The organism is Massilia sp. WG5 (genome assembly GCF_001412595.2).
In the GTDB taxonomy this organism is placed as follows: Bacteria; Pseudomonadota; Gammaproteobacteria; order Burkholderiales; family Burkholderiaceae_D; genus Telluria.
The window spans coordinates 3,123,362-3,138,990 of record NZ_CP012640.2 but is presented as its reverse complement, the minus strand read 5'-3'; the positions used below and the strand labels follow the sequence as shown (position 1 = coordinate 3,138,990).

The following is a 15,629-nucleotide window of genomic DNA, read 5'->3' as shown; positions in this document are numbered from 1 at the left end:
CGGGGCTGTAGCTCAGCTGGTTAGAGCACCGTGTTGATAACGCGGGGGTCGTTGGTTCGAGTCCAACCAGCCCTACCACGTTATGTTGTATGTCGGGGGATTAGCTCAGCTGGGAGAGCACCTGCTTTGCAAGCAGGGGGTCGTCGGTTCGATCCCGTCATCCTCCACCACTCTTCACCACTGCATTTATCCAAGTTCAGAGCAAACTGAGTTTCGATAAGTGTAGTTCTCGTTCTTTAACAATCTGGAAGAAGTAAAGTTTTCTTTAAGCGTGTAGCTAACGAAAGTTGGATGCACACTTAGGGTAGTAATCTGTTGTATCAACAAACAAAGTAAGCTGTCATTTGCCTATGACGTTCTCTATTACTCATGTAGAGGCCAACGTTATAGGGACAAGTGAATAAGTGCACATGGTGGATGCCTTGGCGATTACAGGCGATGAAGGACGTAGTAGCTTGCGATAAGCTGCGGGGAGTGAGCAAACACACTTTGATCCGCAGATTTCCGAATGGGGAAACCCGGCCCTTTGGGTCATCACTCACTGAATACATAGGTGTGTGAAGCGAACGCGGCGAACTGAAACATCTAAGTAGCTGCAGGAAAAGAAATCAACCGAGATTCCCAAAGTAGTGGCGAGCGAAATGGGATGAGCCTTGTACGTGATAGTCGATCGGATAGTGGAACGCTCTGGAAATGGCGGCCATAGCGGGTGATAGCCCCGTACACGAAATCCGAACGGTGATACTAAGCGTACGACAAGTAGGGCGGGACACGAGAAATCCTGTCTGAAGATGGGGGGACCATCCTCCAAGGCTAAATACTCGTAATCGACCGATAGTGAACCAGTACCGTGAGGGAAAGGCGAAAAGAACCCCGGGAGGGGAGTGAAATAGATCCTGAAACCGTGTGCATACAAACAGTCGGAGCCTCTTCGTGGGGTGACGGCGTACCTTTTGTATAATGGGTCAGCGACTTACATTCAGTGGCGAGGTTAACCAGATCGGGGAGCCGTAGAGAAATCGAGTCCGAATAGGGCGACAGTCGCTGGGTGTAGACCCGAAACCAGGTGATCTACCCATGGCCAGGATGAAGGTGCGGTAACACGCCCTGGAGGTCCGAACCCACTAATGTTGAAAAATTAGGGGATGAGCTGTGGGTAGGGGTGAAAGGCTAAACAAACCTGGAAATAGCTGGTTCTCTCCGAAAACTATTTAGGTAGTGCCTCAAGTATCACCACCGGGGGTAGAGCACTGTTATGGCTAGGGGGTCATTGCGACTTACCAAACCATTGCAAACTCCGAATACCGGTGAGTGCGAGCTTGGGAGACAGACGTCGGGTGCTAACGTCCGGCGTCAAGAGGGAAACAACCCAGACCGCCAGCTAAGGTCCCAAAGATTGGCTAAGTGGAAAACGAAGTGGGAAGGCTAAAACAGTCAGGATGTTGGCTTAGAAGCAGCCATCATTTAAAGAAAGCGTAATAGCTCACTGATCGAGTCGTCCTGCGCGGAAGATGTAACGGGGCTAAGCCAGTCACCGAAGCTGCGGATATCCTTTATTGGATATGGTAGGAGAGCGTTCTGTAAGCCTGCGAAGGTGTCTTGTAAAGGATGCTGGAGGTATCAGAAGTGCGAATGCTGACATGAGTAGCGATAAAGAGGGTGAAAAGCCCTCTCGCCGAAAGCCCAAGGTTTCCTGTTCAACGTTCATCGGAGCAGGGTGAGTCGGCCCCTAAGGCGAGGCAGAGATGCGTAGCTGATGGGAAGCAGGTTAATATTCCTGCACCGTCGTATGATGCGATGGGGGGACGGATCGCGGAAGGTTGTCTGCCTGTTGGAATAGGCAGTTTCTGGTTCATAGAAGGCGCTTAGGCAAATCCGGGCGCAGGATTCAAGGGACTGGGACGAGCGGCTTTATGCTGCGAAGCAATCGGAAGTGGTTCCAAGAAAAGCCTCTAAGCTTCAGTCATACGAGACCGTACCGCAAACCGACACAGGTGGGCGAGATGAGTATTCTAAGGCGCTTGAGAGAACTCGGGAGAAGGAACTCGGCAAATTGGTACCGTAACTTCGGGATAAGGTACGCCCCGGTAGCTTGATTGGTTTACTCCATGAGGGTGAAAGGGTTGCAATAAACTGGTGGCTGCGACTGTTTAATAAAAACACAGCACTCTGCAAACACGAAAGTGGACGTATAGGGTGTGACGCCTGCCCGGTGCTGGAAGATTAAATGATGGGGTGCAAGCTCTTGATTGAAGTCCCAGTAAACGGCGGCCGTAACTATAACGGTCCTAAGGTAGCGAAATTCCTTGTCGGGTAAGTTCCGACCTGCACGAATGGCGTAACGATGGCCACACTGTCTCCTCCCGAGACTCAGCGAAGTTGAAATGTTTGTGATGATGCAATCTACCCGCGGCTAGACGGAAAGACCCCATGAACCTTTACTGTAGCTTTGCATTGGACTTTGAACCAATCTGTGTAGGATAGGTGGGAGGCTTTGAAGCGGGGACGCCAGTTCTCGTGGAGCCATCCTTGAAATACCACCCTGGTTTGTTTGAGGTTCTAACCTTGGTCCGTTATCCGGATCGGGGACAGTGCATGGTAGGCAGTTTGACTGGGGCGGTCTCCTCCTAAAGTGTAACGGAGGAGTTCGAAGGTACGCTAGGTACGGTCGGACATCGTGCTAATAGTGCAATGGCATAAGCGTGCTTAACTGCGAGACCGACAAGTCGAGCAGGTACGAAAGTAGGACATAGTGATCCGGTGGTTCTGTATGGAAGGGCCATCGCTCAACGGATAAAAGGTACTCTGGGGATAACAGGCTGATTCCTCCCAAGAGTTCATATCGACGGGGGAGTTTGGCACCTCGATGTCGGCTCATCACATCCTGGGGCTGTAGCCGGTCCCAAGGGTATGGCTGTTCGCCATTTAAAGTGGTACGTGAGCTGGGTTTAAAACGTCGTGAGACAGTTTGGTCCCTATCTGCCGTGGGCGTTGGAAATTTGAAGGGGGCTGCTCCTAGTACGAGAGGACCGGAGTGGACGAACCTCTGGTGTACCGGTTGTCACGCCAGTGGCATTGCCGGGTAGCTAAGTTCGGAAGAGATAACCGCTGAAAGCATCTAAGCGGGAAACTCGCCTTGAGATGAGATTTCCCGGAGCCTTGAGCTCCTTGAAGGGTCGTTCGAGACCAGGACGTTGATAGGTCGGGTGTGGAAGTGCAGTAATGCATTAAGCTAACCGATACTAATTGCCCGTACGGCTTGTCCCTATAACCTTGGCAGTCTTGCCGGGTTTTGACAGCTGCTTGTTGAGACAACAGATAAAACACTTCTTCCAGATTCAGCGTATCGCTTGCATCCCGAGCGGTCCGCGTACAAGTCATGCCTGATGACCATAGCAAGTCGGTACCACCCCTTCCCATCCCGAACAGGACCGTGAAACGACTTTGCGCCGATGATAGTGCTGCAACCAGTGTGAAAGTAGGTTATCGTCAGGCTAATTATTAAGCGAAGCCCCACCAGTGATCTGGTGGGGCTTTTTGCTTTGGGCCAGCAAAAACAGCGTCAACGCGCGAGACCATCACGGTTCGCGTTGATTATCTTGGCCGTTCTGTTGGTTTTGTTCGTTCTGCCCGGTTTGCCCATTTTCTGTATTTTGTCCGCTGTGTACGTTCTGGCCGCTCTGTTCACCTTCACCGCTGGACGTCGCTGAGGTTTGACCCTGCGAGGAGCCGACCATGCGGGTTTCCGTATCGCCGATAATGACCTGTGCACGCCGGTTTTGCCGCCTGCCGGTGCTGGTATCGTTGTTGGCGATCGGATTCTCGTCACCGGCTGAACGGATACTGATGCGGTTGATGTCGACCCCCTGCCGTACCAGGGCGCTACGCACCGCCTGTGCGCGTTCCAGAGCCAAATTCTGATTGAACTTCGGATCGCCGACATTGTCCGTATGCCCTTCGATCACGACCTTGGCGTTCGGGTTATGCTTCAATTCCGCAGCCAGTTCGCCAATCATGGGCAGGGCCTTTGTTGGCAGTTTCGACGCTCCGGAGGCGAATCCGGCAAGGGCGCCTTCCTGCACCTGGGTCGTCGTGACGAGCGCAGTCGGATTCGCATTCCTTTCCGCGGCCGCAACCTGCACCGCATGATCCCGATTTGCAGCGGCGACCATCACCGCGTCGTCCGCAGCGCGGCCATTCGCAAGTTCTTGCGCTGTCGCTGCGCGCTGTTGGGCCACATAAGCCAGATGCGTCGTGGCTGACAGATCGTGCTTTTTGCTCCATGCTTCTTTTGCCTTCTGCAGCGAATCGTTGGCGCGATCCAGTTCGCTCGATGCATATTTGGCGACGTGGGGATCGGCTGCTGCGTGGTCGATCGCTTGTCCGGCATTCGTGAGTGCGGTATCTGCTGTCATCGCTTCAGAGGCCGGCGGCGAGGTTTTACATCCCGCTACGGCCAGGCCGGCGAGCAGCACGGCAGTGCTTGTTCGGATGATGTGTTTCATCTCTCACCTCTATTGATTCTGATTTGCGCGAGTGATCTCATCGCGCAATATCTGATTGCTCTTTGCCATTTCAGCAGCCGCAATCCTGGCCTGGGCTGAATCGGTCCTCGCACGCGCCAGGTTGGCGTCCACCTGGGCTTCCTGGGCCAGGCGCATCGCGTCGCCCTTGTGCCGGTTATTCGCAGCGATATTGGCGCGATTCAGCTTGTCGACCGCGGTGTCGAAGTCCGCAGAAGCTTTTTCCGCAGCACCTGCAATCCTCGCCTGATCGACCGCCTCCCGGCTGTTGGCAAGCTGGGTGTCGAGCGCCTCACTGGCGCACCCGGCCAGGCCGAGCAGGCAGCACGCCGCCAACACACGCGATGAGCGGGAAAAACGATGAGCGAGCATCATGGGGCACCTCCCGAGATACAGAATTTGAGATTTTCATCATGCTCGGAAGATGTCCACTCTTCAATTGGACCAAAGGACTACGTTTCCGGCTTAGTTTGCCGATGCCTCCGCCGCCAGCGTCTTTGCCAAATACGCTCGCGCCTTGGCTGCGTAGTTGCGGCAGCCGTTGCGATCGATGAAGGCTGCATTCCCAAGCGCGGCCTGCTTCGCTTTCCGTTCCCACAAATCGCTGAATTCCGGATGCGCGCTGACCAGCACGTCGCAGTCGAGCGATTCGACCGCGGCGATCGAGTGCTCGACATCTGCCTGCGCCTGCGGATACAGCGGATTCCTGCTGAAGCTGCGGCCCTCGGCGGCCACCGCGGTCAGGCTGTCCCCGTACACCATATTCGCGATCCGGCCGCCTTCGCTCGAGCGCCAGGTCCAGCTGGTCGCTCCCACGGTATGCCCGGGCGTGAAGTGCGCGGTGACGGCCAGCGGCCCGAGGCGCACGACTTCACCGTCGCGCACCGCGCGCGTGCTGGGGATCGGCGTCATCGCTTGCAGGTTCGGATATTGTGGGTCGCGCTTGTCCGGCTGGCCGCTGCGCAGCACCTCGATGGACGCCGGACTGCCCAGCACCACCGCGCGGCTCAGCTTCTGCAACTCGGCGATGCCGCCCCCATGGTCGAAGTGATCATGGCCGTTCAGGATGTAGCGGATGTCCTCGACCCGGAAGCCGAGCTGGCGGACATGTCCGGCGATCTGCTCCGACGACCCGCTCGGACCGCCATCGATGAGGATGTGGCCAGCCGGCGAGGTGATCAGCACGGCGCTGATGCCGCCGGTGCCGACATAATAAGTGTTGCCATACAGGGGAAAGGGATCCTGGGGCGCGTCCCAGTCCGCCGCATTGGCGATGGCAAGAGAGAAGCCGAGCGCGATGGCGACGGCGAGGCTGATCGGTGTTTTCATGGTCGGATGGGAAGTGGTGATCTACAGTCGGATGAAGCCGGCTTCATTCTCCGTCCCGGCCGGCGCCGGGGCAGCCGCCCGGTGACGAAACGCCGCTTCGGCGTGATGACCGCCGCCGCCCGCTGGCGCCCGGCGCCATGGGCGCTGCTATACTTTTTGCGATGAACCAACGCGTCGACACCTCTGCCTTCTTTTCCGCGCCTCCCGCGGCGCTCCGTACCATCGTGTCGACCGTGCTGCTGTGGGCGGCCATCAGCGTCCTCGGTGCGCTGCAGACCTACAGCGACAACCTGCGGGTCGGCATCGACAGCCACTATCCGGCCCTGCTGGCGACCTGGTTCGTCGAGTACGCGGTCCCGCTGATCGTCCTGAGCGCCGGGCTGAGCATGCTGCTGGCGCGCCGGCCCGCCCTGATCGCCCGTCCGCCGAATGTGTTCGCCCTGTTCGTCGGCCTTGTGCTGGTCTTCCAGCCGGCCCAGTGGACGTATATGGCCTGGTTGCGCGGCTATCTGCACATCGCCAGCCTGGACGACGTCCGCCAGCTGTTCATGAAGATGCTGCTGGTCGGCTGGTTCTCGACCACCGGCACGTTCGCCGCCATCCTCGCGATCCATTACTGGCGCCAGGCTCGCGAGCGCGAGCTGGCCTGGCAGCGCAGCCAGACCGACATGCTCAACCTGCGCCTGGCCCTGGAAGAGCAGCGCATGCTGGCCCTGCGCGCGCAGTTCGAACCGCACTTCCTGTTCAATGCCCTGAATGCGATCAGCGCCCTGGTTCGCGACGGCGACCGCACCATGGCTCTCGGCGGCATCGGCCGCCTGAGCGACCTGCTGCGCTATGCGTTGTCGGCCAGCGTGCGCAATACGGCGACCGTCGCCGCCGAGCTGCAGTTCGTGCGCGACTACCTGGACCTGCAGCGCCTGCGCTACGGCGAGCGCCTGCAGGTGCACATCGAGGGGGAGGGCAATCTGCTGCACGAAGTGGAGTGCCCGCCGCTGCTGCTGCAGCCGCTGATCGAGAACGCCCTGCGCCACGACCTCGATTGCCGCCATGGCGCGACACCGAGCGACATCCGCCTGGACTTCGTGCAGGACAGCGAGGTCCTGTCCATCCGTGTCACCAATCCCGCCAGCGCGCAGGCGTCGCCCAATCCCGGTGCCGGGCTCGGGCTGGCGAATACGCGCGAGCGACTGAAACTGATGCACCCGGGCGCGTCGCTGTCGACGTCCCTGCAGGACGGCCGCTTCGTGGCCGAGGTGCGCCTGCCGCTGGAGCGGGACTGAACGATGGCCGTGCGCTACCTGATCGTCGACGACGAGGCGCCGAGCCGCGCCAACCTGCGCCTGGCCCTGGCCGCGCATCCCGACTGGCTGCTGGTCGCCGAATGTGACGGCGCCGCGGCCGCACGCGCGGCGCTGGCGGCGCACGAGGTCGACGTGATCTTCCTCGACATCCAGATGCCGATCGAGTCCGGGCTCGTGCTGGCGCGCGAAGTCAGCCGCCTGCGTGCGCCGCCACTGATCGTGTTTGCGACTGCCTACAGCGAGCATGCGGTCGACGCCTTCGAGGTGCATGCCCTCGACTACCTGCTCAAGCCCGTGAACGATGCGCGCCTGGCCCAGACCGTCGAGCGCATCGGCGCGATGCTGGGACAGCGCCAGCGCGAGGCCTATGGCGCCGCGCTGCGCGACTACGTGGAGGCCGACGCCGGCCGGTCTGCGGAGCGGCCGGAGCGCATCAATGTGCGCTCGGTTGGCCGCATCGAACAGGTGCGGGTGGATGACATCCTGTGGGTTGAATCGGCCGGCAATTACGTCGAGCTGCACCTTGACGGGCGCACGGTCCTGCACCGCATCACCTTGAACCGCCTGGAAGCGCTGCTCGCGCCCGGCCACTTCCTGCGCGTGCACCGCAGTGCGATCGTGCGGCGCAGCCAGATCGCGCGCCTTGAAACCGCCGGCGACAGCAGCTACCGGCTGACGCTGCGCTGCGGCGCCACGGTGGCGGTCAGCGAACGCTACCTGGGCGCGCTCAGGTCCGCGATGTGACGCGATGTGACGAAACGCCGGCGCACCGGGATGGCCGCGCTGTTCCCGCCAGCGCCGTCCTGCCTATACTGATGCGTCACCACGAAAGGAGAACAGCTTGCGCTTCCGACTGCAACCCATCACGCGCCTTGCCCTTGCCTGCCTCGGCCTTTTGCCGCTCGCGGGCCACGCCGCCGCGGACACCGCAGCCCTGCGCGATGCTGTCGATCGTGCGATCAAGCCCCTGATGGCGCAGCACGGCGTACCCGGGATGGCGGTCGCCGTGACCGTCGACGGCCAGACCACGTTTTTCAATTACGGCCTGGCGTCGAAAGAGCAGCGCCGCGCGGTCAGCGAGCACACGCTGTTCGAACTGGGCTCGGTCAGCAAGACCTTCACCGCGACCCTGGGCTGCTACGCCCGCAATCTCGGCAAGCTGTCCTTCGACGACCATCCCGGCAAGGCCATGCCGCAGCTGAAGGGCAGTGCGATCGACCGCGCCAGCCTGCTCGAACTCGGCACCTATACCGCCGGCGGCCTGCCCCAGCAGATGCCGGACGAGGTCACGAACGAGGCGCAGATGGTGGCGTACTTCCGCGACTGGATCCCGGATGCGCCGCCCGGCACGCAGCGCCGCTACTCGAACCCGAGCATCGGCCTGTTCGGGCATGCGACCGCGCTGGCGCTGCAATCCGGTTTTGCCGACGCCGTCGAGGGCCGCCTGTTCCCCGCGCTCGGCCTGCGGCACAGCCATATCCGGATCCCGGCGGCGGCGATGGCGGATTACGCCTGGGGCTACGACAGCGCGAACAAGCCGGTGCGGGTCAGTCCCGGCGTCTTCGATGCGGAGACATACGGCGTCAAGTCGAGCGCCGCCGACATGATCCGCTTCGTGCAGGAGAATATCGACCCCGGCCAGCTGCCGGAAGCGATGCGGGACGCCGTGGCGTGCACCCACACCGGTTACTTTCAAACCGGCGACACGGTGCAGGGCCTCGGGTGGGAGCAGTACCGCCTGCCGGTGAGCCTGGCGCGCCTGCAGGCCGGGAACGGCGACAGGATGAGTCGCGGCGCGAATCCGGTGACCCGGCTCGAACCGCCGCAGTCCTCGCCGCGCGGGACGCTGTTCAACAAGACCGGCGCCACCCGGGGCTTCGGCGCCTACGTGCTGTTCGTGCCGGACCGCCGGGTTGGCATCGTCATGCTGGCGAATAAAAACTATCCGAACGCGGCGCGGGTCGAGGCCGCCCACGCCATCCTCGGGCAGCTGATCAAATGAGCTTGTCGGGCGTGATCGGCAGGTCGCGGATGCGCTTGCCGGTCGCGTGATAGACCGCGTTGGCGATCGCCGCCGCCACCCCGGTGATGCCGATCTCGCCGACGCCCTTGGTGCCCAGCTCGTTGATGTAGGCGTCGTGTTCGTCGACCATGCTGATGTCGATGCTGCCGATATCGGCATTCACCGGAACGTGGTAGTCGGCCAGATTGGCGTTCACCGCCCGTCCCACGCGCCAGTCCATCTCGGTTTGCTCCATCAGGCCCATGCCGAGGCCCCAGACGATCCCGCCCATCAGCTGGCTGTGCGTGGTCTTGCGGTTGACCACGCGCCCCACACCGTAGGCGGCGACGATGCGCGGCACCCGGATCGTACCCAGGTCCGGATCCACGTGCACCTCGACGAAAACCGCGCCGAAGGCCTGCATGCCGTAGCGCTTCTTCTCGTCGCCCTGGTCGGCGCTCGCTTCGGCCGTGATCGGCTGTCCGCCGTTGCGCCTCACCACATCCGCCATCGCATCGCGCCGCGTCCGGTCCGCTTTTGCGAACAGCCAGCCGCCGGCGGCGTCGACGTCGTTTGCGTTCAGGCCGTGCAGGCTTGAAGCGGCATCGCCCAGTGCGGTCGCGATCAGCTTGTCGCGCGCCGCGCGCGCCGCCTGGTGCACGGCCGGGCCGACGCTGGCGACGGTCTGCGAGCCGCCCGACACCGGGGCTTCCGGGAAGCGCGTGTCGCCGAGCTCGACGCGTACGCGCGACACCTCCACGCCCAGGGCATCCGCCGCGATCTGCGCCATGACCGTATAGGTGCCGGTGCCGAGATCGTGGGTGCCGCTGCGCACCAGCAGAAAACCGTCCGCATCGATGCTTGCCGAGGCCTTGGAGCCCTTGCGGTTGGCCGGATAGGAGGCGGTCGCCATGCCCCAGCCGATCTGGGTGCGGCCGATGCGCATCGATCCCGGTTCGGGCGAGCGGCGCGACCAGCCGAAGCGTTCGGCGCCGATGCGGTAGCACTCGCGCAGCGATTTGCTGGACCAGGGAATGTCCTTCTCAGGCTCCTTCTCCGCATAGTTCAGCAGGCGCAGCGCGACCGGATCGAGCTTCAGGGCATACGCCAGCTCGTCCATCGCCGACTCGAGCGCGAAGCTGCCGCTCGACTCGCCCGGCGCCCGCATATAGGTCGGCACGCCGACGTTCAGGGTCGCCAGGCGCTGCGAGGTCTGCAGGCTCTCGCTCGCATAGGCCTTGCGGGTCACGGCCGTGCAGGGCTCGACGAAATCGTCGACGAAGGAGGTGCTGGATACCGTGTCGTGCGTTACCGCCAGCAGCTTGCCCTCGTTCGTGGCGCCCAGCCGCAGGCGCTGCTCGGTCAGCGGACGCGCGCCGACCGGGCCGTACATCTGGGTGCGCTCGAGCACGATCTTGACCGGCACGCCGGCCAGGCGCGCCGCCATCGCCGCCAGCATCACGTGCGACCAGGTCGAGCCCTTGCAGCCGAAGCCGCCGCCGACGAAGGGGCAGACCACGCGGATTTTTTCCGGATCCATGCCGAAGGTCTGGGCCGCCGTGCGCCGCACGCCGGAAATGTTCTGGGTCGCGTCGTACAGGGTCAGACGGTCGCCTTCCCAGGCCGCGATGGTCGCATGCGGCTCGAGCGGGTTGTGGTTCTCCATCGGCGTGGTGTACACCAGGTCCAGCTTCTGCGCCGCACGCTCCATGCTGCGCGCGACGTTGCCGCGGCCCGTGTCGGGCGGACGGTCGGGCTGGGCCTCGGGACGGCGCAGCTTCGTCTTCGCCGTCCGGAAGTCGAGCTGGGCCGGCTCCGCCGCATAGCGCACCTGCAGCCGGCGGGCGGCGTCGCGCGCGTGCTCGAAGGTGTCGGCCACGACCACCGCAATCGGCTGGGCGTTGTACTGGACGCGGTCGTCCTGCAGCAATGACAGCCTGGGATTCGGCGGCTGCTTTTTCTGGTCGGGCTTCGATTGCTCCTTGCCGCCGGCGCTGCCTTCGGCCTTGCCCGGCTTCGGCAGGCGCGGCGCGTTCTGGTGCGTCATCACCAGCAGCACGCCGGACATGCGCCTGACGGCGGCAACGTCGATCGCGGCAATGCGGCCCTTGGGCACGGTCGACAGCACCATCATCCCGTGGGCCAGCCGCGGGACCTGGTGCTCGGCGGAGTAGGTGGCCTGGCCGGTGACCTTGAGCCGCCCGTCGAGGCGGTCGATGCCTTGTCCGATCACACTCATGCCACTTCTCCGCTGTTTTCCCGTGCCTCGCGCAGCGCGCGTACGACCGCGCGTTCGGCGAGCCTGATCTTGTACGCGTTGTCCCTCAAGGCCTGGGCGCCGTCGAGCAGCAGCCTGGCCGCCTGCAGGGAGCGGGTGTCGTCCAGCGGCTGGCCGGCCAGCAGCGCTTCCGCCGCCGGCACCCGCCACGGCTTGTGTGCGACGCCGCCGAGGGCGATGCGGGCCTGGCGCACCACCTGGCCATCCATCTCCAGCGCCGCCGCGGCCGAGACCAGCGCGAAGGCATAGCTGTTCCGCTCCCGCACCTTCAGGTAGTGGGCGTGGCGCGCGAAGGCGGATGGCGGCAGGTCGACCGCGGTGATCAGCTCATCCGCATGCAGGATCGTATCGACTTGCGGCATGGTGCCCGGCAGGCGATGGAACTCGGCGATCGGGATGCTGCGTTCGCCCTTCGGACCGCTGACCCGGATCGTCGCATCGAGAGCGGCGAGGGCGACGTTCATATCGGACGGATTCACTGCGATGCAGGCGCTGCTGGCGCCGAGGATCGCATGCATGCGGTTCACGCCTTCGCGCGCACCGCAGCCGGTGCCGGGCGCGCGCTTGTTACACATCGCGAAGGCGGTATCCATGAAGTAGGGGCAGCGGGTGCGCTGCAGCAGGTTGCCGCCGATGGTCGCCATGTTCCGCAGCTGAGGCGAAGCGCCGGCCAGCAGGGCCTGGGTCAGTAGCGGGTAGCGCGTGCGTACCAGCGGATGGTTGGCGGTATCGCTGTTGCGGGCCAGGGCGCCGATGCGCAGGCCGCCGTCCGGCAGTTCCGCGATCCGGTCCAGGCCGATGTGGTTGATGTCGATGAGCCGCGCCGGCTGTTCGACGTCGCCTTTCATGAGGTCGAGCAGGTTGGTGCCGCCGCCGATGAACCTGGCGTTCGGCTGCTGGATCAGGCGGATGGCGCTTGCAGGGTCGCTGGCCTGGTCGAAGTCGATGGCGCGCATGCGGATCCCCTAGGCCCTGGTCTGCGTCGAAGCAGCCTGGATGGCGGTGACGATGTTGTTGTAGGCGCCGCAGCGGCACAGGTTGCCGCTCATGCGCTCGCGGATCTCCGGATCGGTGAACGCGACCGTCTGCTGGCGCACATCGGGCGTGACCGCGCTCGCCGTGCCGGCTTTCATTTCGGCGATGCAGGCCACGGCCGAGCAGATCTGGCCCGGGGTGCAGTAGCCGCACTGGAAGGCATCGTGCTCGATGAAGGCCGCCTGGATCGGCGCCAGTTCCTGGCCGCGGGCGATGCCTTCGATGGTCGTGATCTTCGCTCCCTGCTGCATGACCGCGAGCGTCAGGCAGGAATTGACGCGGCGACCGTCGACCAGCACGGTGCAGGCGCCGCACTGGCCGCGGTCGCAGCCTTTCTTGGTGCCGGTCAGGTGCAGGACTTCACGCAGGGCGTCGAGCAGGGTGACACGCGGTTCGATCGAGAGCTGGTGATCGGCGCCATTGATGTGCAGCGTGACCGCACGTGGCGGAACGACGGGAACGGGCGGTGTGGCGCTGCTTGCCGGCGCGGCGTTCGCGGACGCCAGGGGGAGTTGGCTGGCGCCCACCGCGAGCAGGGTGGACTGCATGAAGCCGCGGCGTGAAGTATCGACGTCCGCAGGTAGATGCACGTCAGCGGCAGGATGGCTGGGTTGGTCTGGCATCGCAGGCTTTCGAAAGAGATGGCAAGGATGGATTGCAGACGGCTTAGCAGTTCATTATCTGCCCCAGTGCAATTGCTTCCGTTAGGCCGCACACATAGCTGTCTCGTTCGTGTGCGAAAAAGCGACGTGGCCCTCTTGCATGTTCGCATACAGGTTTGCTATAGTTCGCGTCCTGCTTTTGCAGCACACAAAAAGCCAAGCGAATCAGATGGTTATCTTGGCAAGATTTGAAATCTGTTGTGTGTCTGCGAAAACGAGAGTTGACGGATTAAACGAAACACTGCATAATCTCGCTTCTCTGCTGCTGACGAACAAAACGATTCGCAAACGCAGCAAGGCAGTACCGAACACAGTTCTTTAACAATCAACAGTCGATAAGTGTGGGCGTTTGATGAAGTGCCAGCAGCCGCGTCAGTGGTTGCTGAATGCTTAAATTATCAAATGTTCACACAAAAGAAATACGTTGCTCAGCAATGAGTGACGGTCAGTATTTTGAGTGAGCGACACGTTGTCTGCGAAAGCGGATGACAAAACAGAGATTAAACTGAAGAGTTTGATCCTGGCTCAGATTGAACGCTGGCGGCATGCTTTACACATGCAAGTCGAACGGCAGCGCGGGGCAACCTGGCGGCGAGTGGCGAACGGGTGAGTAATACATCGGAACGTACCCAGAAGTGGGGGATAACGTAGCGAAAGTTACGCTAATACCGCATACGTTCTACGGAAGAAAGTGGGGGATCTTCGGGCCTCATGCTTTTGGAGCGGCCGATGTCTGATTAGCTAGTTGGTGAGGTAAAGGCTCACCAAGGCGACGATCAGTAGCTGGTCTGAGAGGACGACCAGCCACACTGGGACTGAGACACGGCCCAGACTCCTACGGGAGGCAGCAGTGGGGAATTTTGGACAATGGGCGCAAGCCTGATCCAGCAATGCCGCGTGAGTGAAGAAGGCCTTCGGGTTGTAAAGCTCTTTTGTCAGGGAAGAAACGGTTGAGGCTAATATCCTCGGCTAATGACGGTACCTGAAGAATAAGCACCGGCTAACTACGTGCCAGCAGCCGCGGTAATACGTAGGGTGCAAGCGTTAATCGGAATTACTGGGCGTAAAGCGTGCGCAGGCGGTTTTGTAAGTCTGACGTGAAATCCCCGGGCTCAACCTGGGAATTGCGTTGGAGACTGCAAGGCTGGAGTCTGGCAGAGGGGGGTAGAATTCCACGTGTAGCAGTGAAATGCGTAGAGATGTGGAGGAACACCGATGGCGAAGGCAGCCCCCTGGGTCAAGACTGACGCTCATGCACGAAAGCGTGGGGAGCAAACAGGATTAGATACCCTGGTAGTCCACGCCCTAAACGATGTCTACTAGTTGTCGGGTCTTAATTGACTTGGTAACGCAGCTAACGCGTGAAGTAGACCGCCTGGGGAGTACGGTCGCAAGATTAAAACTCAAAGGAATTGACGGGGACCCGCACAAGCGGTGGATGATGTGGATTAATTCGATGCAACGCGAAAAACCTTACCTACCCTTGACATGTCAGGAATCCTCGAGAGATCGGGGAGTGCCCGAAAGGGAGCCTGAACACAGGTGCTGCATGGCTGTCGTCAGCTCGTGTCGTGAGATGTTGGGTTAAGTCCCGCAACGAGCGCAACCCTTGTCATTAGTTGCTACATTCAGTTGAGCACTCTAATGAGACTGCCGGTGACAAACCGGAGGAAGGTGGGGATGACGTCAAGTCCTCATGGCCCTTATGGGTAGGGCTTCACACGTCATACAATGGTACATACAGAGGGCCGCCAACCCGCGAGGGGGAGCTAATCCCAGAAAGTGTATCGTAGTCCGGATCGCAGTCTGCAACTCGACTGCGTGAAGTTGGAATCGCTAGTAATCGCGGATCAGCATGTCGCGGTGAATACGTTCCCGGGTCTTGTACACACCGCCCGTCACACCATGGGAGCGGGTTTTACCAGAAGTAGGTAGCTTAACCGCAAGGAGGGCGCTTACCACGGTAGGATTCGTGACTGGGGTGAAGTCGTAACAAGGTAGCCGTATCGGAAGGTGCGGCTGGATCACCTCCTTTCTAGAGTGGCACTGGAGCGAAAGCTCAGCATCAAGCGCCTACGCTTATCGACTGTTCAAAAGTTAAACGAGAAGAGTTTTCGGGGCTGTAGCTCAGCTGGTTAGAGCACCGTGTTGATAACGCGGGGGTCGTTGGTTCGAGTCCAACCAGCCCTACCACGTTAGATGTATGTCGGGGGATTAGCTCAGCTGGGAGAGCACCTGCTTTGCAAGCAGGGGGTCGTCGGTTCGATCCCGTCATCCTCCACCACTCTTCACCACTGCATTTATCCAAGTTCAGAGCAAACTGAGTTTCGATAAGTGTAGTTCTCGTTCTTTAACAATCTGGAAGAAGTAAAGTTTTCTTTAAGCGTTCAACGCATCGAAAGATGTATTGAACACTTAGGGTAGTAATCTGTTGTATCAACAAACAAAGTAAGCTGTCATTTGCCTATGACGATCCCTGATACTCATGCAGGGGCC

The 15,629-nt window shown here is 61.1% G+C and carries 9 protein-coding genes, 4 tRNA genes and 3 rRNA genes; 10 read left to right on the top strand and 6 right to left on the bottom strand.

Going from position 1 to position 15,629, the window contains the following annotated elements; all coding sequences use genetic code 11:
* The first annotated feature begins 1 nt into the window (after window position 1).
* From AM586_RS13980 to rrf, 4 genes are all read left to right on the top strand, one after another.
* A tRNA-Ile gene (locus AM586_RS13980) sits at window positions 2-78 on the top strand.
* 16 nt (window positions 79-94) lie between these two features.
* A tRNA-Ala gene (locus tag AM586_RS13975) sits at window positions 95-170 on the top strand.
* Between the two features lie 220 nt (window positions 171-390).
* Window positions 391-3,267: ribosomal RNA gene (locus tag AM586_RS13970) — 23S ribosomal RNA — on the top strand.
* 115 nt (window positions 3,268-3,382) lie between these two features.
* Window positions 3,383-3,495, top strand: a 5S ribosomal RNA gene (gene rrf, locus AM586_RS13965).
* 83 nt (window positions 3,496-3,578) lie between these two features.
* Here rrf and AM586_RS13960 read toward each other — a convergent pair.
* The 3 genes from AM586_RS13960 to bla form a co-directional block, all read right to left on the bottom strand.
* Window positions 3,579-4,505, bottom strand: a complete 927-nt coding sequence (locus AM586_RS13960) for an OmpA family protein (protein ID WP_082439806.1) — start codon at window positions 4,503-4,505, stop codon at window positions 3,579-3,581.
* A gap of 9 nt (window positions 4,506-4,514) precedes the next feature.
* Window positions 4,515-4,898 carry a DUF4398 domain-containing protein gene (locus AM586_RS13955; RefSeq protein WP_052234481.1) on the bottom strand — a complete coding sequence of 128 codons (384 nt, stop codon included), beginning with the start codon at window positions 4,896-4,898 and terminating at the stop codon, window positions 4,515-4,517.
* 90 nt (window positions 4,899-4,988) lie between these two features.
* Complete coding sequence (gene bla, locus AM586_RS13950) at window positions 4,989-5,852, bottom strand: subclass B3 metallo-beta-lactamase (protein WP_047826676.1); 864 nt, start codon at window positions 5,850-5,852, stop codon at window positions 4,989-4,991.
* 161 nt (window positions 5,853-6,013) lie between these two features.
* Here bla and AM586_RS13945 point away from each other — a divergent pair, with 161 nt between their 5' ends.
* The 3 genes from AM586_RS13945 to ampC all read left to right on the top strand — a co-directional run bounded on the left by AM586_RS13945 (window position 6,014) and on the right by ampC (window position 9,158).
* Window positions 6,014-7,135 carry a sensor histidine kinase gene (locus tag AM586_RS13945; RefSeq protein WP_047826677.1) on the top strand — a complete coding sequence of 374 codons (1,122 nt, stop codon included), beginning with the start codon at window positions 6,014-6,016 and terminating at the stop codon, window positions 7,133-7,135.
* Window positions 7,136-7,138: 3 nt separating this feature from the next.
* Window positions 7,139-7,900, top strand: a complete 762-nt coding sequence (locus AM586_RS13940) for a LytTR family DNA-binding domain-containing protein (RefSeq protein ID WP_047826678.1) — start codon at window positions 7,139-7,141, stop codon at window positions 7,898-7,900.
* Between the two features lie 109 nt (window positions 7,901-8,009).
* A complete protein-coding gene (gene ampC / locus AM586_RS13935) occupies window positions 8,010-9,158 on the top strand; it encodes a class C beta-lactamase (protein ID WP_373887958.1) in 1,149 nt (382 codons plus the stop codon).
* Here ampC and AM586_RS13930 read toward each other — a convergent pair.
* From AM586_RS13930 to AM586_RS13920, 3 genes are read right to left on the bottom strand one after another with little or no spacing between them, the layout of a single operon-like run.
* Window positions 9,151-11,397 carry a xanthine dehydrogenase family protein molybdopterin-binding subunit gene (locus AM586_RS13930; protein ID WP_047826679.1) on the bottom strand — a complete coding sequence of 749 codons (2,247 nt, stop codon included), beginning with the start codon at window positions 11,395-11,397 and terminating at the stop codon, window positions 9,151-9,153. The two genes, ampC and AM586_RS13930, sit on opposite strands and share 8 nt — an antisense overlap.
* Window positions 11,394-12,392, bottom strand: a complete 999-nt coding sequence (locus AM586_RS13925; protein WP_047826680.1) for a xanthine dehydrogenase family protein subunit M — start codon at window positions 12,390-12,392, stop codon at window positions 11,394-11,396. Before AM586_RS13925 ends, AM586_RS13930 begins: the two co-directional genes overlap by 4 nt.
* A gap of 9 nt (window positions 12,393-12,401) precedes the next feature.
* Window positions 12,402-13,094 carry a (2Fe-2S)-binding protein gene (locus AM586_RS13920; protein WP_047826681.1) on the bottom strand — a complete coding sequence of 231 codons (693 nt, stop codon included), beginning with the start codon at window positions 13,092-13,094 and terminating at the stop codon, window positions 12,402-12,404.
* Between the two features lie 541 nt (window positions 13,095-13,635).
* Here AM586_RS13920 and AM586_RS13915 point away from each other — a divergent pair.
* The 3 genes from AM586_RS13915 to AM586_RS13905 all read left to right on the top strand — a co-directional run bounded on the left by AM586_RS13915 (window position 13,636) and on the right by AM586_RS13905 (window position 15,417).
* Window positions 13,636-15,168: ribosomal RNA gene (locus tag AM586_RS13915) — 16S ribosomal RNA — on the top strand.
* Window positions 15,169-15,249: 81 nt separating this feature from the next.
* Window positions 15,250-15,326: transfer RNA gene (locus AM586_RS13910), tRNA-Ile, on the top strand.
* 15 nt (window positions 15,327-15,341) lie between these two features.
* Window positions 15,342-15,417 (top strand) — tRNA-Ala (locus tag AM586_RS13905).
* The last annotated feature ends 212 nt before the right edge of the window (window positions 15,418-15,629 follow it).

Bases quoted from the DNA above. Each gene is read 5' to 3' on its own strand.
- AM586_RS13960 (WP_082439806.1), bottom strand. From the start codon at position 4,505: ATGAAACACATCATCCGAACAAGCACTGCCGTGCTGCTCGCCGGCCTG.
- AM586_RS13955 (WP_052234481.1), bottom strand. From the start codon at position 4,898: ATGATGCTCGCTCATCGTTTTTCCCGCTCATCGCGTGTGTTGGCGGCG.
- bla (WP_047826676.1), bottom strand. From the start codon at position 5,852: ATGAAAACACCGATCAGCCTCGCCGTCGCCATCGCGCTCGGCTTCTCT.
- AM586_RS13945 (WP_047826677.1), top strand. From the start codon at position 6,014: ATGAACCAACGCGTCGACACCTCTGCCTTCTTTTCCGCGCCTCCCGCG.
- AM586_RS13940 (WP_047826678.1), top strand. From the start codon at position 7,139: ATGGCCGTGCGCTACCTGATCGTCGACGACGAGGCGCCGAGCCGCGCC.
- AM586_RS13930 (WP_047826679.1), bottom strand. From the start codon at position 11,397: ATGAGTGTGATCGGACAAGGCATCGACCGCCTCGACGGGCGGCTCAAG.
- AM586_RS13925 (WP_047826680.1), bottom strand. From the start codon at position 12,392: ATGCGCGCCATCGACTTCGACCAGGCCAGCGACCCTGCAAGCGCCATC.
- AM586_RS13920 (WP_047826681.1), bottom strand. From the start codon at position 13,094: ATGCCAGACCAACCCAGCCATCCTGCCGCTGACGTGCATCTACCTGCG.